Origin of the sequence: Dokdonia sinensis (genome assembly GCF_003688895.1) — a bacterium.
Classification (GTDB): domain Bacteria; phylum Bacteroidota; class Bacteroidia; order Flavobacteriales; family Flavobacteriaceae; genus Dokdonia; species Dokdonia sinensis.
Map to the genome: position 1 here is coordinate 78,381 of NZ_REFV01000010.1, position 22,455 is coordinate 100,835.

Below are 22,455 nucleotides of genomic sequence, written 5' to 3' on the forward strand. Positions count from 1 at the left end.
AATACGGAGGATATATGCGATAACAAAAAAAAAGCCTCCCAAATGGGAGACTTTAATATTCTATTATGAAAAATTTATCCTTTCGGCATTATTACAGTATCGATAGCGTGTATCACACCATTTGATGCCGCTACATCTGTCATAATAATTACTGATTTTCCACCCTTAGCATCCTGAATCACGACATTCTCTCCATCCATCATTAATGTGATCCCTTCGCCCATTACTGTGTTTGTCATAAACTTGCCATTATTAGCTTTTATAGCTGCAACAACATCACCAGCCATATATTTTCCAGCTACCACGTGATATGTAAGAATATCTGTAAGCATCGCTTTGTTTTCAGCTTTTAGTAAGGTATCTACTGTTCCCGCTGGCAATTTATCAAAAGCTGCGTTTGTGGGTGCAAATACTGTAAAAGGTCCAGTACTACTTAATGTGTTTACTAGATCAGCTGCCTTAACAGCGGCTACTAGTGTTGAGAAATTTTCATTCCCTGCCGCTACACCTACAATATTAGGTGTTTGCACTTCTACTACTTCTGGAGCCTCTACTTCCATTGTAGATTCGGCATATACCTCTTCCGTTGCGTTAGTATCTTTTTTTTCTTGTCCACAAGAAGCAAGAACTAATCCAGCTCCTGTGATTAACATTAAAATCTTTTTCATAGCAATTCTTTTTATTAATTAGTTTGTTCAAAAATAATGTCAAATGATTAAACAAAATGCCAATTGATTGCTAATTCTAAGTTAATTATAATACAATTAGCTTTTTGTAGTATCGGTATTACGCTTTCGCGAAAGCGTAACATATTTAATTTCCTACCGCATCCCTTAACACCATTTTAAGAAATCACATTTCACATTTAGTTAACTTTAGCTTTTCCAAAAAATTAAGTCAAATAATCCGCCGAAAGTTAAACTGAAACAAATGAAAAAATTTCTCTCCTTATTCCTATTGTGTGCCTGCACCATCGCGAGCGCTCAAAAACTCGATATGTCCTTGCTCAAGGATATGGAACCTCGTAACATAGGTCCTGGTGGTATGTCTGGCCGTGTGACGGCTATAGATGTGGTGACAGATAATCCAGATGTAATGTATGTAGGAACAGCTTCTGGAGGTTTATGGAAATCCACTTCTGGTGGGATAAAATGGGATCCTATTTTTGATAACGAGCTTACCGCTTCCATAGGTGCGGTGGCGATACAGCAGTCTAATCCGTCTGTAATTTGGGTAGGAACGGGAGAAGGAAATCCTCGTAACTCTTTAAATGGAGGTTTTGGCGTTTATAAATCATTAGACGGCGGGAAAACCTGGAAGTCTATGGGGCTGGAGAAAACACGCCACATACATCGTGTGATTATAGACCCTACAAATCCAGATGTGGTTTATGTGGGTGCTATAGGTTCGCCTTGGGGAGAGCATCCAGAACGTGGTTTATATAAAACGACAGATGGTGGAGCCACTTGGAACAAAATCCTATTTGCAAACAATAAAACTGGAGTCGCAGACCTTGTTATGGACCCAACAAATCCTAACAAACTCCTCGTCGCAATGTGGGAACATAAGCGTGACCCGTGGTTCTTCAAGTCTGGTGGAGAAGGCTCTAGCCTTCAAATGACGCACAACGGCGGGAAAACTTGGAAAAAACTAACCGATAAAGACGGTTTGCCCAAAGGTGACCTAGGCCGTATAGGTCTTGCAATTGCTCCCGGAAGTCCAAATATCGTTTACGCACTTATAGAATCGAAAAAGAATGCCCTTTACAAATCTGAAGATGGCGGTTTTACTTGGAAAAATATTAACTCAAACGACGACATAGGAAACCGTCCATTTTACTACTCAGACATTCACGTAGATCCAGACAATGAAAACCGCGTGTTTTCTGTCTTTACTTATGTAAACGTGTCTGAAGATGGAGGGAAGAAATTTAACCAACTTATGGGCGCTTACGGTGTCGATAATGGTGTACACCCGGACCACCACGCCTGGTGGATTCATCCTAATAATGGAAAGTTTATGATGGATGGAAATGATGGCGGTCTCAACATTACAAAAGATGGTGGAAAAACGTGGCGTTTTATCGGGAATCTTCCCGTGGCGCAGTTCTATCATATTAATGTAGATAATGAGTTTCCTTACAATGTGTACGGAGGGATGCAAGATAATGGTTCTTGGAGAGGCCCAGCCTACGTTTGGAGAGCGCAAGGAATACGAAACGATTACTGGCAGGAAATCTCTTTTGGAGATGGTTTTGATGTAGTGCCAGATCCGGACGATAGTCAGTACGGTTGGACGATGAGTCAGCAGGGATATGTAAGTCGTTATGACTGGAAAACTGGGAATAACTATGGCGTGCGTCCTACGCATCCCGACCCAGATGTTTATTTACGATTTAACTGGAATAGTGCAATAAACATTGATCCATTTGACAGTAGTACGATTTATTTTGGGAGTCAGTTTGTACACAAGAGTACAGATAAGGGGCTCACTTGGGACGTGATTTCTCCAGATCTCACGACTAACGACCCAGAAAAGCAAAAACAAAGTGAATCTGGCGGACTCACAATGGACGCCACAGGAGCCGAAAACCATACGACTATCCTTGTGATTGAACCTTCGCCCGTAGAGCGCAATATGTTTTGGGTAGGAACAGATGACGGCCGTGTGCATTACACACAAAATGGTGGAGAATCCTATACCGAAGTCTCAAACAACCTTAAAGGTTTGCCCAAGGGAAGCTGGGTAGCACAAATTAAAGCCAGCAACAAGAATAAAGGAGAAGCGTTGCTTATAGCAAATGACTACAGACGATTTAACTACACACCGTATGCTTACCGCACCACAAACTACGGTAAAACGTGGACCCGTATTGTAGATGAGAACGATGTACAGAGCTACACTCTTTCCATTATCGAAGATCCAGAGGAGAAAAACCTCCTTTTCTTAGGAACTGATGATGGACTCTACGTTTCTGTGGATGCTGGGGATAACTGGCAAAAATGGACCAAAGGTTTTCCTACCACTTCGGTTAAGGACCTTGTGATTCACCCTAGAGAGCACGATTTGGTCATTGGTACTTTTGGCCGTGCCGCTTGGGTGCTGGATGACATCAGACCATTACGCGCAATTGCAAAGGATAGAAGTACGCTTTCGCGAAAGCTTACCCTCTTCCAACCTCCTACGGCTTACGATGCCGCTTATCAACAACCTACGGGTAGTCGTTTTGGTGGAGATGCACTTTACAATGGGGATAACCGTAGTGGTGGTGCTCCGATTGCATATTTTTTCACGAAAGTGGAAGAGTCAAAAAAATCAAAAGGTAGAGACGATGATGAGAGTGCTTCGCAGACTCGCAATAAGGAAGAAGAGACTGAAGATGAAGCTCCAGACGCCGACAATGAAAAAGATGACGACACACCGAAATGGGATTCCATACACTTAAAAATTTATGATGGAACACGCCAAATTCGTCATTTAAAATGGAAAACTCCAGACAGTACAGGATTGCACAAAACCACATGGTATATGCGCGAGGCTGGTGGAGACCGCCCTTCCAGAAGCACACGAGAACGTAAAAATGAGCCAGGTGGAGTTTCGGTGAAGCCAGGGACTTATAAACTGGTGATGGAGTATGGCGACCAGTCTAGTGAATCTTCTATTACGGTAAAAAGTGATCCGAGATTTGAAACTCCGCAGAAAGCTATAAACGATGCTTACGACGCTGGAAAGAAACTCGAGGGTTACACACAAACCGCCGCAGATGCCGTAAAACAACTTGTCAAAAGCAAAACCATTGCCGAGGATTATAAGAAAATGATCAAAAAGCTAGATGATGATAAAAAATATAAAGATGATTTAAAGGAGATAGGGAAAATGACGAAGAAAATTGATTCTGTCATTGCGCTCTATCTCGGTACCGAAGACAAGCGTCAAGGTATTACTCGTAATCCAGAAATTACTGTAATGAACCGCATAGGCCTTGCAAGTCAGTACGCGCGCAGTCGTCCTAATGGCCTTACAGCTACAGAAAACACATTACTTATGCACGCCAAAAATGAGCTTGAGAGTGCGTTAGAAAAAACTAATACTTTCTTTATGGAAGATTGGAAACCTTTTCAGGCAAAATTGGAAGGAATGGAATTAAGTCCTTTTGACGAGATTAAGACTTTTAAATTAGACTAAGATTTTAAACCCATTGCGTCCCATATTTTGGGACGCTTTTTTATAGCCTATTATGAAAAAAATAACACTGCTTATTTCAGTATTTCTAATGACCATTACTATCTCTGCCCAAGAAACAGGAGAAGATAAGTGGGGTTCGTGGGCAATGATTTTCACAAATAACCGTATTTCAGACAAACTCAGCATACACGCGGAGGCCCAGTATCGAAATTATGAATTTGGAAATAATTTCAATCAGCTATTATTGCGTACCGCCCTTAACTACGACATATCGGAGAATGCGATGATTTCCTTTGGGTACGGAAATATAACTACAGACCCAACTTTTATTGATGAGGACATTGACGGCATTGGCAATTTTAATGAACACCGTATTTATCAGCAGCTCGTGTTGCGCAATTCCGTAGGAAAGTTAAAGTTTAGTCATCGTTACCGATTGGAACAGCGATTTATCGAAGATTTAGATACGCAACACAGAGCGCGATATTTTCTGAGAGTCACCTATCCTCTTAACGAGAAGTGGTTTTTAACGGCTTATGACGAAGTATTTATTAACTTACAAGAACCTTTATTTGGCCAGAACCGTTTGTACGGAGCCGTGGGCTATAATGTAAATGCAAATATTAATTTTCAAGTGGGTTATCTAAAGAATCACTTTACGGGTGCAAATTTTGACCGTTTTCAAGCGGCTTTGTTTATTAAAACAGATTTGAGGAAGAAAGGCCGTGATGATGTGAACTAAGTACTTATTGACCTTTTTAGGACAGTCAAGAGTAAAAGTATGCAATAACAAATATTATAGGTGCGGCATGAATTCCGAGCCTATGATTTGCATAAGGCCTACTTTAAAATAAAGTTTCATTTATGGGAAGTATATGTCTAAAATCTGAACGCTTGACTTTACGGCTAATCATTGGCTCAGACCTATACAACATCCACAACCTACACTCCTGTCCTGAAGTTGATGCTTACAATACTCTCGGAATCCCTAAAGACATTGACGAAACAAAAGCAATCATTGAGCCTTGGATAGTAGAGAATGAACAGGAGATTATCAAGAACTATGTATTTGCCATTGAAAGGACGGAAGACGCTCTGTTTTTAGGCTTATTTGGTTTAAAACTCAATCATCCCAAAACTAAGCGTGGCGAGATTTGGTACAAGATACATCCTGACTTTTGGGGTAAGGGATATGCAACAGAGTCCACAAACCTAGTCTTAGACTATGCGTTTGACAAGTTAGAACTGCATAGACTTGAAGCAGGATGTGCCGTTGAAAATACAGGCTCCATAAAAGTGCTCGAAAAAGTAGGAATGACCCAAGAAGGCAGATGCCGGAAAATCCTCCCTTTAAAAAGTGGCTGGTCAGACAACTTTCAATATGCAATTCTTGAGACTGATAAGCGTATGTGATAAGAAAAACAATCTCTTACCCTTCTCAAATTTTAACCTCTACCTTAACACCAAATACTATTTTCTATATTTCTCAAACCAAGCTAGGGTATGCGCCACCTTTGTAATAAGGTTACTTGGTCTTGAAGCGATGCCGTGAGAAGCATCTGGAATCTCAACCAACACAGTTTCTATTTTCCTGATTTTTAGAGCGTGATACATTTGCTTTGCTTCAGATGGTGGGGTTCTTAAATCGTTCATTCCCACCATTACCATCGTAGGAGTTTCAATATTACCAACTAATGAAATCGGGGAAAATTTCCAGTAGGTTTCAAAATTCTCCCACGGTTGGCCTGGATATCTTGAGTTTGCATAGCCATAATAATTATCTGCGACAAGAGTTTTACTTATCCAGTTCATTACGGGTTTTGCGACTACGGCCGCTTCAAAGCGATTATTCTTTCCTATCATCCAGGCAGTCATAATACCTCCTGCGCTTCCTCCTGTGACGTAGAGTTGGTCTTCGGAGGTGATACCTTTTGCTAGGCAGGCATCTACACCGTCCATCACATCATTATAATCTTCTCCGGGATAGTTGTTATATAACAGGTTTCCAAATTCCTCCCCATAACTCGTGCTCCCGCGCGGATTTGGATAAAAAACCACATAGCCAGCAGAAGCATATAACTGAATCTCAGCACTAAAACGGTCTCCGTAATTCAAAATAGGTCCTCCGTGATTTTCTACTAAAAGTGGGTATTGCTTTCCTGTTTCATAATTAGGTGGATACACAATCCACCCTTGAATATCACGACCATCTACAGAGGATTTATACCATATCTCTTCTACTTTTCCTAAGGTGCGATAGTCTAATAAATCGCTATTTAATGCAGTAAGAACTGCCAGTCCCTCTTGCGACTCGGTTTTTCCTTCTATTCTGTTTTGAAAGGTTCGCTTGGGGATTTTCGTTTTTACTCCTTTTCCTATCACGGTAACTTCGGCGGGGCGGTCGGGTTGTGAGTATGTAAATGCTATGGTCCCATCTTTTGATACGCTGTAACTTCCGCTGGCGTATGGACGGCCTAGTGTGGTTCCTCCCATATCATCTGCCAGCTTAGTCACTTTTCCCGAAAGGGAAACCTTCCCAATTTTTGAATTGCCTTTGTCATCATAAGTAAAATACAAATCATTGCTGTTACTCGCCCACTCGATGTTGTCTATGCTTCGGTCAAGATTTGTAATTATTTCTTTTTTATCTGAGCCATCTAGATTCATTACATACAACCTGGTTACTTGGTACGTTTGCACCTTGTCGTCAAAACCTAAATAAGCAATTTTCTTTCCATCTGGAGAAACTATTGGGTTTCGATCTGGGCCGTTTCTGTCTGTTAATGCGGTAATTGCTCCACTTTTGGTATGAACACTATAGATCTCGCTATTGCGAAAGTCATACTCCCACGCTTCACTCCTATTTCCAGAAAAATAAATGTGTCGTCCATCTTGCGACCAACTCAAATTCCCACCGTGATTAAAATCACCACTGGTCATCTTGCGTGGTGAACCGCCATCTGAAGGAATGACATAGATGTGTCTGAAACCTGGTTTTAAGTAGCCCTGGCCGTCTGCTTCGTGTTTAAAGCGGTCTGTGATTCTAGGTGCGTCTGCCCACTTTGCACCTTTCGGTTTTTTGGGCATTTTGGCGATTACTGGCGGTGCGGTATATTCCATTGCAGAGAATGCAATCCACTTTCCGTCGGGCGACCAGCTCAGATTGCTGGGGCTGTTTTCGAGTTGGCTCAACTTTGCCGTCGCTCCCGTATTCATCCAGCGCACAAAGAGTTCGCTACCCTCTTCTGTGCTTGCCGTATAAGCAATTCTATCACCGCTGGGCGACCAGCGAGCGCTACTTTCATTGCCCTCGTTTACCGTCAACTTTTGGTGCAAGGAGCCATCTGTTTTTACCATCCAGAGATTGCCTTTGGACTTATCTTCCATAATATCAAAACCCGTTCGGCGATAGATGACGGTGCTTCCATCTGGAGAAATTTGGGGATCGCTAGCGTATTCTAATTGAAAGACATCTAGCGTTTCAAAATTTCGTTGCGATAGACTAATGAATGTAGTCAGACAGGCTATAACGAGAGTAAGTAAGCGCATAATTCTAGGTTTTACTGTGAAAATAAGGATAAATACGCTTTCGCGAAAGCGTAAAAATTCCTGTTAACCTAAACCAAAAAAATCCTTGCATTAAAAACCTTTTCCCGAAATTGTAGGCTTATGAATAAACTTTACACCCAACTGAGATTATTATATAGTCGCATTACTGGCAATATTGCTTTTTACCCGAGTGTAATTGCGCTTTTAGGGCTATTCTTTGCGCTATTTATGCTTTATGCAGAGGAGCGTGGTATTTCAAAATACCTCATTGAAAACACGCCGTGGCTCGTAATAAATGATGCAGATACGGCACGTACGCTTCTCAGTACGTTTATAGGAGGGATTATTTCTCTTATGGTTTTTAGCTTTTCTATGGTGATGCTGTTGCTTAATCAAGCATCAAGTAATTATTCCCCGCGTATTTTACCAGGATTAATTTCCAATAAAAAACATCAGTACGTACTTGGTTTTTACATCGCTGTTATCATTTATTGTATCATCGTTTTATTGAGTATTGAGCCTACGGAAAATAAGTATCAACTTCCTGGATTTGCTGTGTTAATAGGCATTATTCTTGGGATTCACGTTCTGGGTGCTTTTATTTATTTTATACACTCTATCTCGCAAGCCATACAAATTAATAATATAACAGACCGCATCTTTGAAGTTGCCCGTAAGCGTTTACAGACACTTATAGAGAAAGAAAAAGAAGTTTCTGGAATTGAAAATTTTGAAGATATAGACGGCTGGCACGGCTATAAAAGTACGGAGTCCGGTCACCTGAATGATATTGCCTTTGACTCCCTAGCTAAGCTTGCTACAGATTGCGATGTGAAGGTAAAAATGCTGGTTGCCAAAGGTGAATTTGTCCTTGCAGACGTCCCAATAGTGAAAGTGAGCAAGGAGCTTAATGAGGAAAATCAAGAATTGTTGCAGTCGTGTTTTGGCTTTTCTCGTAGTGAGATTGTAAGGCTTAATTATGTTTTGGGCTTTAAACAACTTACGGAGATTGCCCTAAAAGCAATGAGTCCTGGAATAAATGACCCCGGGACAGCAATCACATGCATAGATTATCTTACTGAACTTTTTGCACTGAGAATGCTTAAAAGAGACAAGAGTTATATCTTGAATAAAAATAAGGTTGCTTTGGTTTCTCTAGATACAGTAGATTTTGACCAACTGCTCTACTTTATTTTTGCCAGCCTCCGTCAGTATTGTAAAGCAGACTTTGTGATGATGCACAAAATGTTGATTTCGCTCTATTATCTTAAAAATGTCGATTGTGTGGATGATACTTATAAAAAGGAAATCGCTGAGCAGGCCCATCTTATTCTGGATGATGCACGTGCCTACATAAAAAATGAATCTGATTTAAAAAAGTTGGAAGAATTTACAGATAAGTTTGATGCTTAGATTTTAAGTGATTTCAGTTTCCCATTTCTTATTTTTAGAATTCAAACTAGTGGTATGAAAATATTTAAAAAACTCTCTGTCTTCCTATTTTTCTTCTGGACAATTATAATCGCAGCTCAAACCGACACTCGCTGGCAAATAGCCGATAACAATTCTATAGAGTGGATTATTGAAGGTTCTGCCCTTCCCCACTCCGATAATATTGAGATGGCAGGTCGCAAAGTCGCTGGTATCGTACATTACAAAGTAGACAGTCTTGGGATATTAAGCGTTGAGCGTGAAGTTATCTTCCCACAATTGCATCCATTTATCAAAGAAACCGACCCGTGGTGGCAAAAATATAGAGCCTACCTAAGAGAAACATTTACAGATGATATCTTGCCAAAATTCTACATAAACGACAAGCAGTTTGTTCCCGGAAAACTCAAGAAAGTAACCATAGATGGTATGATAACCTTTGAACACGAACCTAGTTTGAGTGGGATTACGCTTTCGCGAAAGTTTTATCCTTCGACGAGTAACCGTCTATTTGTAGAAGAGTTAATTTTTAAAAATGAAACTCAAAATATAATTGATATTAGTGAAACTCACAGCGGAGTTGGGATTGAGGCTCTAGGAAAAAAGGGTACTTTTAACATACAAATCATTCCACAGACTGGTTTAAATAAATTTGATGGATTTACGTTAAAATCGAACGAAAAACAATCTATTAATGTTTATTTTTTGGCAGGTCTAAATCAGGAAGACCCTTTAGAATATAACACTCAAACTAAGGTAAGATTAGATCGACAATCCTTCCTCAAAGAAATGTCCTCAAACCTAATCCTAGAAACCCCAAACCCAGTTCTAAATCAGCTCTTTGAATTTTCAAAAATCAGGGCGTCCGAAAGTATTTTTGATTCTAAGCTTGGGCCTATTCACTCCCCAGGTGGAGGACGTTACTACGTAGGAACTTGGGCAAATGACCAAGCGGAATATGTGAGTCCTTTCTTTCCTTATCTTGGTTATGAGCTGGGGAATGAAAGCGCGATGAATACCTACAAAGCCTTTGATAGCGTAAAGTCGCCCGATTATGAAAAAATCCAATATGCCTTTGAGGTAGAAGAACTCGCACCGCCTGCTAAACTCGACCGTGGTGACGCCTCAATGATAGCTTATGGAGCCAGCCAGTACGCTCTCGCCAGAGGAAATCGTGAGGAAGCCGAAAGAATATGGGAGCTTATAGAATGGTGCCTGGAATACAACCATCGTAATTTAAATGATGAAGGTGTCGTAAAATCTGAAAGTGACGAGATGGAAGGCCGCATTGAAACCGGAACGGCAAATCTCTCTACTTCATCCTTGTATTACGGAGCCCTCACAAATGCAAGGTATCTTGCCAAAACCCTAGGCAAATCAAACAGACTCATCAAGACTTACGAAAAGCGTCAAAAAAACCTTTACAAATCCATCGAGAGCTATTTCGGTACAAATGTGGAAGGACTGAATACGTATAAATATTTTAAAGAACATAAAAACTTGCGCCATTGGATCTGTCTCCCGCTCGTAATGGATATTGATGAGCGCAGGGATGAAACGGTTGAGGCGCTTTTTGACAAACTCTGGGGAGACAATGGAGTATATGTAGAACGCTCGCATCCCGATCCTGCAAACTCAGAAATCTTTTGGGACCGAGGAACTCTGTATGCCTTGCGAGGAACTTTTAGAACTGGTGCGACAGAAAAATCCTTACAACGCCTAGAAGAATTCTCTAAAACAAGATTATTAGGTGAACGCGTTCCCTATGTGGTAGAAGCCTACCCTGAAGGCGCGATGGCACACCTTTCTGCAGAGAGTGGCTTGTATTGCCGTGTTTTTACAGAAGGTCTCTTCGCTATAACACCCACAAGCTTTAACAGCTTCACAATGCAACCCAGATTACCCAATGATTGGAATGCGATGGCATTGCGCAAGATCAGATTATTTGGGAAGGATTTTGATATTGAAGTAAAACGTATCGGAGATAAATATAACATCAAGGTTCTGGATAATACTACGGGAACTCTCCTAATGGATAAGAATGATGATCTGGAGAAAGCAATTTCTTTTAAATTTTAGAACGAAATAGAAGAGTCGTACGTGTTAAGATTATGAATAAACAACCTGAATTTGCATATTTAATAACGATTTTTGCACAATGGAAAAAAACGAATTTTTAACGCAACATCTATTTACCGATTTAAAGAACCTCAATGAAACGGCAGAAAATGCAGAAGACTACCGTTTTTCTGAAGAGGACTTCAGTACTATCATTGAGCGGGCAGAGCATTTGGGTATAGGATTTTATACCATCGAAACTAAACTGGACGGGGAAAAATATGCCAGCACCACCCACGAAGACCTAAAAAAGAAAGCTACAGATCCGAGCTGGTACAAAAAGGCATTCTTAACCTTTAAATCGGGAAACCCAGAACTTACCTACTCTGGGACGTACAAAATTTCTATGAAGCTATTGGCAAAGGATATATTTAAGGATGAGGAAGAGTAGTTAGTAAATTTTAAAACACATTACAAAAAATAAAAGCCTATTAGAATTAAGATTCTAATAGGCTTTTTTTGATACTGCTTTCTGAAGCTTTAATCCCTACTCATCCAAATTCCCAACGTGCTCTTGTCAAAAGAATAGCCGAGACTAAAGCTATTCTTATCCATCACAATCGTTTTTCCCGGAGCAGGAATTACACCTTCTTTATGCAATACAGTGTTCCAACGTTTAGTTTCTGCTTCAGATAGTTTTTTACCATTTTCAACCACAGATGTGCCGTTGATTTGGATAACAAACTTTGATTTTGTGATTTCAATCAAACCTTCATCCTCTAGTTCTTCTAGCAGATCCTCGAGGTCATCTGGACCATCTAGGACGACGATGTGGTTTCCTTGTTTGTAAAAACTGATATCCCCTATGCGACCAAAATCATACTTGCGAAAGAGATTGTTATACTTAGACCACATTGCTGGCCCCATTTTTTCCCCATTTACATAAATTCCATTATCTTCTTTTACAAAGACAATATCCTCCCCTTCACTTACAAGCCCATTTTTTACAAGCTCCGTAATTAGGGCATTTTGCATAGCGGGCCATTTCCATCCATTGTTACTCGAAGTATTCATATCATACTTTGTAGACGGCTCACGCAACACATCGCGCACATACCCATCTATACCGCCACTTCTTTTAGAAACCCGTGAGAGTTTCTCTGCTTCTCGTTCTAGCAATGACGCTTCTCGAGAAAGACGCTCTGCGTCCCTTACAGACATTGCTCTTAATCGCTCTGCCTCACGTTGCATACGCTCTGCATCACGACGTGCGCGGTCTGCATCGCGCTCTAATCGCTGAATCTCCTGACGCTCATTACCTCCAGAAATCAACGTTCTTAAGATATTCCCCATATCCTCAAATTTTGCAATCATATCCGGAGACGCAATGGTTTTGTCCAGTTCTATGTTTAGTTTACTCTCGCTCAACTCAATTTCATAAACCGTGTCATCGTCTCCCTCAAGGCTCCACGCGATCGATTTTCCGTTTGCCTGCATATGTTTAGTACCCATTTCAGCCATTAAAAAGTCTTTTACCGCAGGGTAGCGGTTATCAGGATAACGCGATTTCACACGATATTCATTGTTAGAATTACTTACCGAAAATGAGGTATTTCCCCCTTTCCCATAATTTCCACTCTGTGTAATTACAGACGTATTACTAGAAGTGGAACTCGATGTTGTATTACTAGGAGGTGCTGGTGGCTTTGGCGGTTTAGTCTGTGCTATTGCTGTTGTAACTCCTGCTAATATCGCTACTTTTAGTATGTTTTTTAGTGTTTTCATTTTAATAAAATTTCCGCGAACCTGCCTGCCGGCAGGCAGGGGCGGATCCCGATAGCTATCGGAACATCCAGCCATTCGCAATTGTTAATACTTGATTTTGTCCTCCCGCTTACGCAAAAGGTTTTGATTGTTCGTTTTTTGATATTAATGTTGATTCTTACGCTCCTGCCTGCCGGCAGGCAGGTTCGCAAAAGCGTAAAAAAATTCCTAATAATTAGTAGATCTCTCTCAGAAGATTAGACAAATACATAAGTATTTACATTTTTCCGAAGAGATACCTGCCTACGCAGGTAGTAATTTAAAAGTCAACCCCACGCCTCTCGTGCTAGCAATCGAGATGGCTGGATCGTCCTTAAAATATTTCCGAAGCCGACTGATGAAGACGTCCATACTGCGACCTGAGAAAAAGTCGTCGTTTCCCCAGATTTTAGTAAGTATATCCTCTCTTCGGAGCATTTGATTCTTATTTTCATAGAAAAAATGAATCAGTAACGCTTCCTTTTCTGTGAGGGATTGTACGGTCTCTCCCAGGGTAAGCGTATGGTTTTGAGCGTCAAAGTGATAGTTCCCTATCGCATAAACGCTAGTACTTTTATTATTTGCAACAGTGACAATCTGCCTGTCACGCTGTGACCTTTTTAAAATATTATTCAACCGCAATACGAGAATATCTGCCTCAAAGGGTTTTACGATATAATCGTCTGCTCCCAGTTTTAATCCTTGTATTCTGTCCTCCTTCATTTTACGGGCAGTGAGGAAAATAAATGGAACTTCAGGATCAATCTCGATGACTTTTTCGGCGAGGGTAAATCCGTCCATTTTGGGCATCATTACGTCTAAAACACAGATATCGAATAGGTTTCCGTCTGAGTAAGCTTTCGCGAAAGCGTCCCTTGCCTCCTCCCCATCTTTACACCACGTCACATCAAAATTGTGAATCTCCAGATATTGTTTGAGAATGCTCCCAAAATCAAAATCGTCTTCGGCCAGAAGTACCTGATGATTTTTCATAATTAAATAGGTAGTTTTATGCTAAATGTTGTGCCCTTTCCTTCTTTGCTCTGTAACCTAATTGTCCCATCGTGAGCTGTGATGATTTGGTGCGTAAAATACAACCCCAATCCTAAACCTTTTACATTGTGAACGTTACTATCTCCCGCGCGATAAAATTTATCAAAAATCGCCTTCTGATCTTTCTCTGAAATTCCGATACCATTATCTGAAATCGTAATCGTGTACTGACCGTTTTGTACAGCCGTTTCCACCTTTATCTCCACCGATTCTTTTCCGTATTTGACCGCATTTTCTAAGATATTAAGCAATGCCGTCGTGAGATGAAAACGGTCTATGCGCAACAAAACCTCTGGTTCATAAACCGCATTTATAACTTTTAAATCCGAATGTTGAGTGGCAGTTTCAAAGTCAAAAAGTAGATCCTTAAAGAACGTATTATCAGAAACCTGTTCTTTGTTAAGCTGTAACTCCTCTGCACTCAGACTGTTTGTGAGCACTTGGTCTATGAGTTTTTGCAGTCGACTATTTTGACGCTCTACAATACCCAAAGTGTTGTCAAAGGCTTCTGGATTGTTCTTTATCGCCTCATTCCTTAAGCTCTTTGTGGCGATTCCCAAGGTTGCGAGCGGAGTTTTAAGTTCGTGAGTCACATTGTTTATAAAATCAGTTTTTACTTCGGCGATTTTCTTTTGGGTGATTAGGTTTTTTATGGAATAATAGAGCAGTCCAATCACAAATAGAAACAAGATGATACTCCCCACAATAAGCACCCACATCCTTTTAAGTACGATGGTTTTCCAGCCAGGCACTTGTATGAGTTGGCGCGAGCGAACCTCAAAGTCGTAGGAGCTGGTTGTGATTTCGTCTCCGTTAGTTTTAATATATTGGTTGGTATCGTACGTGCGCGAACTGTTAATCACCCTAGCCTCACCGTTTTCCATACGCTCGCCAAACATTTGTTTACGCTCCCCTTCCCGTCGCGCAAAAATAGTGTCAGTTTCTGGAAAATCTATGAGTACAATACGCTCTAGGTCATAACTATAATTGAGCTCATAACTTAAATCCAAATCACTTACTAATTCCTTAAATCGCGGTAAGAATTGCTCATTAAGCGCATCTGCCTTTCTAAAAAAACGTTCTACCGCTTGACGTTTTGTTATTCTGTTATTAAGATAATCTACAAGGTGATTTTCGAGATCTTCCTCAATGAGCTCATCATATAAAGAATCCAAAATCCGCTCATTACTTAGCTCAGACACCGCACGGTCTGCCTCTTCCATAAAAGCAGTTTTCTTAAGCTCGTACGTGTTCCCTATTAAATACGCCTGTATACCACACAGCGCCAGCAACGCAAGTGCTGATATTAAGATTAATAAGGAGAATTTGCTTTTCATTTTGTTGGTTCGTTCGGGTTCGGAGGTTTCGATAAAATTTTCTTTTTTCACTTTCGTGAAAAAGGAAAATCACTCAACCACCTTGGCTTAGGCTTTTGTATTTTCGTTTTCGATTTCGATTTGTTGAGGGTAAAAGTAATTGTAAAGTCCATTGTCACATAATTTTATGGAATCGTTAACCGAGCATTAACCTTGAGAGCTTCCGTAGCCTTTGTTATACTTGGTTTTGTGGTTTATGTTAATGAGGGGAGTTTTGTTTGCACGAAAATGACATTAACCTTGATCTAAGGTATTCTTCTTGTGTATTGAATCATATTTAAAAGAACGTACACTTTGTAACAAATTCGATATTTCTATCACTAACTAGGTACATGTATAAAACCATTTTTAAGAACATTGCAAATCAAGAAAACGGTACGTCTTACTTCACAGATAATGATATAAGCATAGGTATGGGTGTACGAAGTCCTCACGTGGTTTATCTTTTAAAGATTCCGCACAAGGAATTTGAGATTATTGTATACAACACAACGGGAACTCAATTTACAGGCGAAATCTATGTAGTTCTTCCAAAGCAAATACAGAACAACAATTTTAAAATTGAAACGATTTCCCATTGGAAAAGCTTATTCTTTCCTAAGTCAAAACGTTTTAAAATAGAAACAAAAAATAAGAATTTGGAGTACTTCATTCAAAATGATATTGGTCTAGAATATCTTTCAAAAATTGCAGATAGAGATAAATTTCAACCTAGAATTACAGGGCTAAACGAAAAAGACCAGTATAGACTAGAAATGAAATATCATTTAGAATTTTCTGATTGGACAGACCCAATTTTGCCGGCAATCCAATTCTTTAGGAACCTCATAGATGAATTTGCACAACTCAATGGCAATATTCCTATTAAGAGTTACATCAAGCTATTTGATGAATCTAGCGTTGTGAATAAATAGATTTATCTTTAAAAATATGAAAACACTAGCTACAATAATACTATTCCTCCTCCCACTCCTTATGACCGCCCAAACGCCATCCCCAAACCCAGAACCCATCGTTCAAGCAAATCTAGACGCATACAACGCCCACGATATCGAGGCGTTTATGTCCTATTTTTCAGAAGACGTGATGATGTACAATTTTAATGACGGGAAACAAACAGCAAATGGTATAGAAGAAGTTCGCGCTATTTATGAACCTTATTTTGAGGCATCGCCAGATTTACATTCCAAAATTTTAAAGCGTACCGTGTTTGACAATAAAGTCATAGACCACGAATATATCACAGGTGCTCGTGGTGGTGCACCCTTTGAAATAGTCCTTATATATGAGGTTGAGGATGAAAAGATCGTCAAGATGACGGCCATAAGAAAACGCTCCTAATTCTCCCAACACAATCACAAACTCAGCTATAAACTTAAATAGATACTATAGCTTTGATAAATGAACCAACCCACCAAACACCTCGCCATCGTAGGCGGAGGACCGCGCGGACTTTACGCGCTGGAGAGTCTTTATCTCGCACTCCACAATAGCGATACTCACAAAAAACTTAAAATCACGCTTTTTGAGCCATTCCGCCATCGTGGTTCTGGCTGGGTATGGAGTCCCTCGCAGGTAGATACAAATTGGCTCAATATTACGGAGCGTGCGCTTCAAAACTTACCTGGTAGACCTGAAATGCGTATAGGGGAAACGATTATCCCGAGCTTCCCATCTTATACAGAATGGCTTCCTAAAGAAGAACAAAACCCGCCCGCGACGCATCCTGACCAATTTCCGCCACGGGCAAAAATGGGAACTTACCTCAACGCACGGTTTGAGACGATAGCTCAAACACTTATGGGTTCTGGATGGCTGGAAATAATAGAAGGTGGAGTGACGAAGCTGGATTATGATGGGAGGTTTTTTACCGCTTGCGCGAAAGCGAACAACACCCCAATCCACAATAACGACAATCAAGATGCCGAACATTTTGAAATATCTCATATAGACGAAGTCGTCTTAACCATAGGTCATCAAGACACCGAACTATCCGACCAACTAAAATCGTGGAAAGCACACGTCGCAAAAGCCAAAACCCCACTCCTATTTACGGAAGCCTACCCAATCGAAAAGATTTTGGAGGCAAAAATAGATGCAGAAAATACCGTTGCTTTCAGAGGGTTTGGACTAGCCATGATTGATCAGATTAGGGCGCTTACCTTAAAGAAAGGTGGTCGTTTTGAGGTCATAAATGAAGAAACTCAAGAGCTTACATATTATTCTTCGGCTGAGCATCCACAACAATTTGTGGCGTTTTCTCTAGATGGACTCCCGATGGTTCCCAAACCACTCAATGAAGCAATAGATAATCAATTTATGCCGAGTGATGAAGCATTGAAAACTTTCGCGAAAGCGGTACATCAAGGCGCCTGTGGAAAGCATTCGGCAGAACATCATTACTTTTTAATGGAAGAGATAGCGACGGTGGTCGTTCCAGTTTTTCAGAAATTGGGAGACAGCGCTTGGTCCCACGACCTAACTGACGAAGAGTTGTATTACCTCATCATCAATTATCTGAACGATCAAAGTTTAGAACACGAGCTCTTGCTCTTGCACAAAATACCCGTCATCGAGATGATGGAAATGCAGGTAGCAATGGCCACGAGCAACGGTAAAATAAGTCTGGATTATTGCGTGGGACAAGTTTGGCGTCATTGCCAGCCCTCGATTTACAGCGAGTTCTCTTATCCCGATCTTCGCGACAATGTCATCGCCGAGGTCATTGCTCTGGACGAAGCCTCAAAACGCTATTCCTACGGTCCACCGGTAGAAAGCATACAGCAATTAATAGCACTTCATAAAGCTGGGTTTTTAAATTTGGATTTTGTGAATAATCCTGATATCACGTTAGTAGATGATGGCTGGCAATTAGAGAGCAATGGTAAAAAAATCATTGTAGATGTGATGCTAAACGCGGTACTAGATCCGCCAAAATTAGTCACAGTTACCGCTCCTATCATAAAAAATTTGATGGAAAGTGACGTGATTGAAGCGTTGCACACGGACTTGGGCATACGCACAGATGATTACGGCTATGTGGAAACTCCAGAAGGAAAAAGTTTTATCCCGCTTGCGGTTTTGGGAAGGCTTTCTAAAGGGAGCGTCATAGGTGTAGATGCTATTTTAGAATGTTTCGGGGAGCGTATTAGGAATTGGGCGGAGCGGTCTGTTGCTCAAATGATAGATACTAAGAAAACGGATGGATAGAACGTTTTAAGCTACTGGGATCAACTTGATATATGCTTTCGCGCCTGCCTGCCGGACAGGCAGGAAAGCGTTAATATAAAATTAAACACGCTAAAATACTGAACTTTAGTTCTTACTTTTAAGACTAAGAATTTATCGTATGAAAACATTAGAATCACTCACCTTAAAGAACAATACGGAGAAGAAGCAATTTGAACTTTTGGTTGAAAATAATTTGGCCCGTATAGAATATATTAAAACACAGGATAAGATATACCTCACGCATACCGAGGTTCCGTCAGAATTAGAAGGAAAAGGTGTAGGCACCGCTATGGTTCATAAGACATTAGAATGGGTAAAAAATAATGATCTCACACTTATACCCTTGTGCCCCTTTGTTGCACTTTATATTAAAAAGAATCCTGAGTACAAATCCCTTGTACTTAAAGGAATAAACATCGCATAATTATGAGCAAGATAAAGGACTACAGCAACGGAGAGATTACAGTACATTGGGAGCCCAGTAAATGCTGGCATTTTGGTGCCTGTGTTAGAATGCTTCCTGACGTATATGACCCAGAGAAAAAACCGTGGATCACCCCAGAAGACGCGACCACAGAAGCACTTAAAAATCAAATTGCACAATGTCCGTCTGGAGCCCTCTCCTATTCTATGGACTCACAAACCATCACCAGCGCAGAAGAAGGAATACGACATTTGAACATCCTTAAGGATGGACCTATACTGAGTAAAAAAGAAGTCCTTGTGACGTATGAAGACGGTACGAAGGAAACCAAGTTTACCCGCAGGTCTTACTGTCGTTGTGGTGCGTCAGATAATCTGCCCTTCTGCAACGGAAATCATAATAAAAACAACTTTAAAGCAGAAGCGCACAATCCAGAATAATTTATGAAAACAGAAATCTATAAAGCAGACTCCCGTGGCCACGTAGACCACGGCTGGCTCACGAGTTACCACACCTTTAGTTTTGCAAATTACCACAATCCTGAGCGTATGAACTTTGGCGCAATGCGCGTGCTTAATGATGATAGGGTTGCTCCTGGACGGGGTTTTGATACCCATCGGCATCTCAATATGGAGATTGTTTCTATCCCGCTTTCGGGAGATCTTGAGCATAAGGATAGTATGGGGAATGAGACCATTATACGAGAGGGTGATATCCAAGTGATGAGCGCAGGTACTGGGATTAATCACAGCGAGTACAACAAAAATGACGACCAAGAAGTCAAGTTTCTACAGATTTGGATAATGCCTAATGCACGTCCCGTAGCACCTCGCTACGACCAGATGCGCATCAATGAGAATGGTGTAAAAAATGAATTTGTTCAAATTTTATCTCCAGATAAAGATGATGAAGGCGTGTGGATTTATCAAAAAGCGTGGTTTCATATAGGAGAATTTACCGAGGAGACGACTGCAATATACACACTCAAGAATGAAAATGACGGTCTTTTTGTTTTTGTGCTAGAAGGAACCATACAGATTGCTGGAGAGATACTGCGCAAGCGTGACGCGATAGGTATCTCTGACATTACCGAAGCAGAAATCTCGGCTCAGTCTGGCTCAAAAGTGTTGCTTATTGAAGTTCCGATGGATTTTTAATCGTTGGTCGATAGTTTAGGATTCAAATCTTCAAGGCTTGCCTTACAAAAGGCATTTCGATTAATACCTCAATGGTTTCATTGAGGTTTTCTTTTTCTGCTTTCGCGAAAGCGTAATAAACCCTATTTTCACAAGAGAAAAACAAAACAATGATTTTATCCACTACTGATACTATTCAAGGAAAGGAGATTCATACCTACTTAGGTTTAGTTTCTGCGACTATCTATACGAGTTCATTTAAGACAAAAGGGCTCTCGTTTAAAGACCAATTCAATAGCGAAAAGACCTATGAGAATTATGAGAAAGGTCTGGAAGCGGCAAAAGAAGAAGCTTTTATACGCTTAAGAGAGAATGCAAAGGCAATGCAAGCAAATGCTATTGTAGGTATTAGTATGGACGTTGAAACGATGGGACAAGTAAATCTAACAACGATATCTGTTATGGGGACGGCAGTCGCCCTTAAGTAATGAAAATAGAACGTACTTCATCTCAAAACCCAGCATTTCAAGGTCTTGTGGAACTGCTGGACAGCTATCTTGCTGAAATAGATGGCGATGAGAACAAATTTTATGCGCAATTCAATACCACAGCAACTTTAGATAATTGCCTTGTACTATATGATAATGGTGTTGCTGTAGGTTGCGGAGCCATACGTGAAATGGATAACCAAGCGTTTGAGATAAAACGAATGTTTGTGCATCCAACGGCACGAGGAAACGGTTTTGGAAAAGCCATCGTAAAAGCGCTAGAAGATTGGGCACGCGAGCTGGGCGTCACAAGATGCCTACTGGAAACTGGAAAACGTATGCCAGATGCCGTTGCGCTGTACAAGAAATTAGGATACACCCAGATAGAAAATTATGAACCTTACGTGGGTGTTGAAAATAGTGTTTGTTTCGAAAAACCCATATGTTAGAATACTCACATTTGTGAAGGAGTTAAGAAACTGGTCTTGCGTTAGATTGTATTTTGCAATGAACTAACCAAACCATTTACAACTTTGAAACTCAAGCATTTTTTACAAGGTTTTGGCATCCTTGCCGTAATCCTCACGCTATTACCACTCATTGCCATAGACTACTGGTGGATTCGGATTTTTGATTTCCCCCACGCACAACTCACTACCCTTACCCTTATAGCCATTGTAACTTATTTTATCAAGTTTGACATAAAATACTATAAAGACTACCTGTTTGTGTCTGTGCTTATCGCCTGCTTCGCATTTCAACTCACAAAAATTTACTCCTACACTCCTTTTTCAGGTAAAGAAGCTTTAGATAGTACTATCACCTCTCAAGATAGTTCCTTGACTATTTATAGCGCTAACGTTCTCCAAAAAAACGAGGAATACCAGCTAGTTCTCGACCAGATTGAGCAAAGAAACCCGGATATCGTTTTGTTAATGGAGACGGATACAAAGTGGAAAGATGGGGTAAATGGTACGCTTTCGCAAAAATATCCACACCACCTACTACAGCCATTTGATAATACCTACGGGATGCTACTTTACTCAAAACTCCCAATGACCGATGCAAAAATCAAATTCTTGGTAGACAAGGAAATTCCTTCAATGGAAGCGAAGGTCACTTTGCGTAATGGTGATAAATTTCAGCTTTATGCCATTCACCCCACACCGCCTATGCCACAGCATAATCCAATGAGTTCTGACAGAGATACAGAAATGATGAAAACAGCTTTTAGTGCAAATGAACGAACAATGCCGGTAATTGTAATAGGCGATTTTAACGATGTAGCCTGGTCAAACACTACTTCTCTTTTCAGAAAAATAAGTCGCTTACTGGACCCACGCATAGGTCGCGGATTTTATAATACGTTCAATGCAAAAAATATAATGTTGCGCTGGCCACTAGATCACTTATTCATATCTGAGGAATTTCGTGTACAAAGTCTGGAGCGTACAGATCATATAAAATCAGACCACTTTCCTGTATTCACAGAACTAACTTTTGAGCCCGAAAAGGCAAGTGAACAGAAAGCAGATGAGCCAAGTCCTGCACAAATAAAGAATGCAGAAGAACAGCTTAAAGAGCAAAATCTTTTAGATATGCAAATAAAATACTGAAAATAGACGCTTCCTATGTTACTGCTATTTTATAGATAAATATGTGACATAGCACTCAAATTCTGAATTTCCTCGGACAACTAATTTTTTTTATGCTTTCGCGAT

The 22,455-nt window shown here is 40.5% G+C and carries 20 protein-coding genes; 15 read left to right on the forward strand and 5 right to left on the reverse strand.

The window, feature by feature from the left end; translation table 11 throughout:
• Positions 1–74: 74 nt before the first annotated feature.
• On the reverse strand, positions 75–668 hold the full coding sequence (locus EAX61_RS10980; protein WP_121917736.1) for a fasciclin domain-containing protein: 594 nt from the start codon (positions 666–668) through the stop codon (positions 75–77).
• 262 nt (positions 669–930) lie between these two features.
• Between EAX61_RS10980 and EAX61_RS10985 the strand changes: the two genes are divergently transcribed.
• From EAX61_RS10985 to EAX61_RS10995, 3 genes are all read left to right on the forward strand, one after another.
• Positions 931–4,185: a WD40/YVTN/BNR-like repeat-containing protein gene (locus EAX61_RS10985; RefSeq protein ID WP_121917737.1), complete on the forward strand. Its 3,255-nt coding sequence runs from the start codon at positions 931–933 to the stop codon at positions 4,183–4,185.
• Positions 4,186–4,237: 52 nt separating this feature from the next.
• Positions 4,238–4,927, forward strand: coding sequence for a DUF2490 domain-containing protein (locus tag EAX61_RS10990; RefSeq protein WP_201739450.1), 690 nt, complete (start codon positions 4,238–4,240; stop codon positions 4,925–4,927).
• 122 nt (positions 4,928–5,049) lie between these two features.
• Complete coding sequence (locus tag EAX61_RS10995; protein WP_121917739.1) at positions 5,050–5,598, forward strand: GNAT family N-acetyltransferase; 549 nt, start codon at positions 5,050–5,052, stop codon at positions 5,596–5,598.
• Between the two features lie 57 nt (positions 5,599–5,655).
• Here EAX61_RS10995 and EAX61_RS11000 read toward each other — a convergent pair whose 3' ends face one another.
• Positions 5,656–7,734 carry a S9 family peptidase gene (locus tag EAX61_RS11000; protein WP_121917740.1) on the reverse strand — a complete coding sequence of 693 codons (2,079 nt, stop codon included), beginning with the start codon at positions 7,732–7,734 and terminating at the stop codon, positions 5,656–5,658.
• A 120-nt stretch (positions 7,735–7,854) separates the two neighbouring features.
• Here EAX61_RS11000 and EAX61_RS11005 point away from each other — a divergent pair, with 120 nt between their 5' ends.
• The 3 genes from EAX61_RS11005 (at position 7,855) to EAX61_RS11015 (ending at position 11,674) form a co-directional block, all read left to right on the forward strand.
• A complete protein-coding gene (locus EAX61_RS11005) occupies positions 7,855–9,147 on the forward strand; it encodes a DUF2254 domain-containing protein (RefSeq protein WP_121917741.1) in 1,293 nt (430 codons plus the stop codon).
• Between the two features lie 54 nt (positions 9,148–9,201).
• Positions 9,202–11,244, forward strand: a complete 2,043-nt coding sequence (locus tag EAX61_RS11010) for a six-hairpin glycosidase-like protein (protein ID WP_121917742.1) — start codon at positions 9,202–9,204, stop codon at positions 11,242–11,244.
• 79 nt (positions 11,245–11,323) lie between these two features.
• Positions 11,324–11,674, forward strand: coding sequence for a hypothetical protein (locus EAX61_RS11015; RefSeq protein ID WP_121917743.1), 351 nt, complete (start codon positions 11,324–11,326; stop codon positions 11,672–11,674).
• 89 nt (positions 11,675–11,763) lie between these two features.
• Here the strand turns inward: EAX61_RS11015 and EAX61_RS11020 are convergent, their stop codons facing one another.
• The 3 genes from EAX61_RS11020 to EAX61_RS11030 form a co-directional block, all read right to left on the reverse strand.
• The gene (locus EAX61_RS11020) at positions 11,764–13,008 is read right to left on the reverse strand and encodes a hypothetical protein (protein WP_121917744.1); all 1,245 of its coding nucleotides are present in this window, start codon (positions 13,006–13,008) and stop codon (positions 11,764–11,766) included.
• Positions 13,009–13,290: 282 nt separating this feature from the next.
• Positions 13,291–14,019 (reverse strand): response regulator transcription factor, encoded by a 729-nt coding sequence (locus EAX61_RS11025; protein ID WP_121917745.1) that lies wholly within the window; start codon positions 14,017–14,019, stop codon positions 13,291–13,293.
• Positions 14,020–14,021: 2 nt separating this feature from the next.
• On the reverse strand, positions 14,022–15,416 hold the full coding sequence (locus tag EAX61_RS11030) for a sensor histidine kinase (RefSeq protein WP_121917746.1): 1,395 nt from the start codon (positions 15,414–15,416) through the stop codon (positions 14,022–14,024).
• Between the two features lie 371 nt (positions 15,417–15,787).
• Between EAX61_RS11030 and EAX61_RS11035 the strand changes: the two genes are divergently transcribed.
• The 9 genes from EAX61_RS11035 to EAX61_RS11075 all read left to right on the forward strand — a co-directional run bounded on the left by EAX61_RS11035 (position 15,788) and on the right by EAX61_RS11075 (position 22,350).
• Positions 15,788–16,369 carry a hypothetical protein gene (locus EAX61_RS11035; protein WP_121917747.1) on the forward strand — a complete coding sequence of 194 codons (582 nt, stop codon included), beginning with the start codon at positions 15,788–15,790 and terminating at the stop codon, positions 16,367–16,369.
• A 16-nt stretch (positions 16,370–16,385) separates the two neighbouring features.
• The gene (locus EAX61_RS11040; protein ID WP_121917748.1) at positions 16,386–16,796 is read left to right on the forward strand and encodes a nuclear transport factor 2 family protein; all 411 of its coding nucleotides are present in this window, start codon (positions 16,386–16,388) and stop codon (positions 16,794–16,796) included.
• Positions 16,797–16,856: 60 nt separating this feature from the next.
• Positions 16,857–18,665, forward strand: coding sequence for an FAD/NAD(P)-binding protein (locus EAX61_RS11045; RefSeq protein WP_121917749.1), 1,809 nt, complete (start codon positions 16,857–16,859; stop codon positions 18,663–18,665).
• A 139-nt stretch (positions 18,666–18,804) separates the two neighbouring features.
• Entirely contained in the window at positions 18,805–19,110 is a 306-nt protein-coding gene (locus EAX61_RS11050) for a GNAT family N-acetyltransferase (protein WP_121917750.1), read from the forward strand.
• Positions 19,111–19,112: 2 nt separating this feature from the next.
• Complete coding sequence (locus tag EAX61_RS11055) at positions 19,113–19,550, forward strand: (4Fe-4S)-binding protein (protein ID WP_121917751.1); 438 nt, start codon at positions 19,113–19,115, stop codon at positions 19,548–19,550.
• Between the two features lie 3 nt (positions 19,551–19,553).
• Positions 19,554–20,267, forward strand: coding sequence for a pirin family protein (locus EAX61_RS11060; RefSeq protein WP_121917752.1), 714 nt, complete (start codon positions 19,554–19,556; stop codon positions 20,265–20,267).
• Between the two features lie 149 nt (positions 20,268–20,416).
• Complete coding sequence (locus EAX61_RS11065; protein ID WP_121917753.1) at positions 20,417–20,734, forward strand: YbjQ family protein; 318 nt, start codon at positions 20,417–20,419, stop codon at positions 20,732–20,734.
• On the forward strand, positions 20,734–21,183 hold the full coding sequence (locus EAX61_RS11070) for a GNAT family N-acetyltransferase (RefSeq protein WP_121917754.1): 450 nt from the start codon (positions 20,734–20,736) through the stop codon (positions 21,181–21,183). Before EAX61_RS11065 ends, EAX61_RS11070 begins: the two co-directional genes overlap by 1 nt.
• A gap of 84 nt (positions 21,184–21,267) precedes the next feature.
• Positions 21,268–22,350, forward strand: a complete 1,083-nt coding sequence (locus tag EAX61_RS11075) for an endonuclease/exonuclease/phosphatase family protein (protein WP_121917755.1) — start codon at positions 21,268–21,270, stop codon at positions 22,348–22,350.
• The last annotated feature ends 105 nt before the right edge of the window (positions 22,351–22,455 follow it).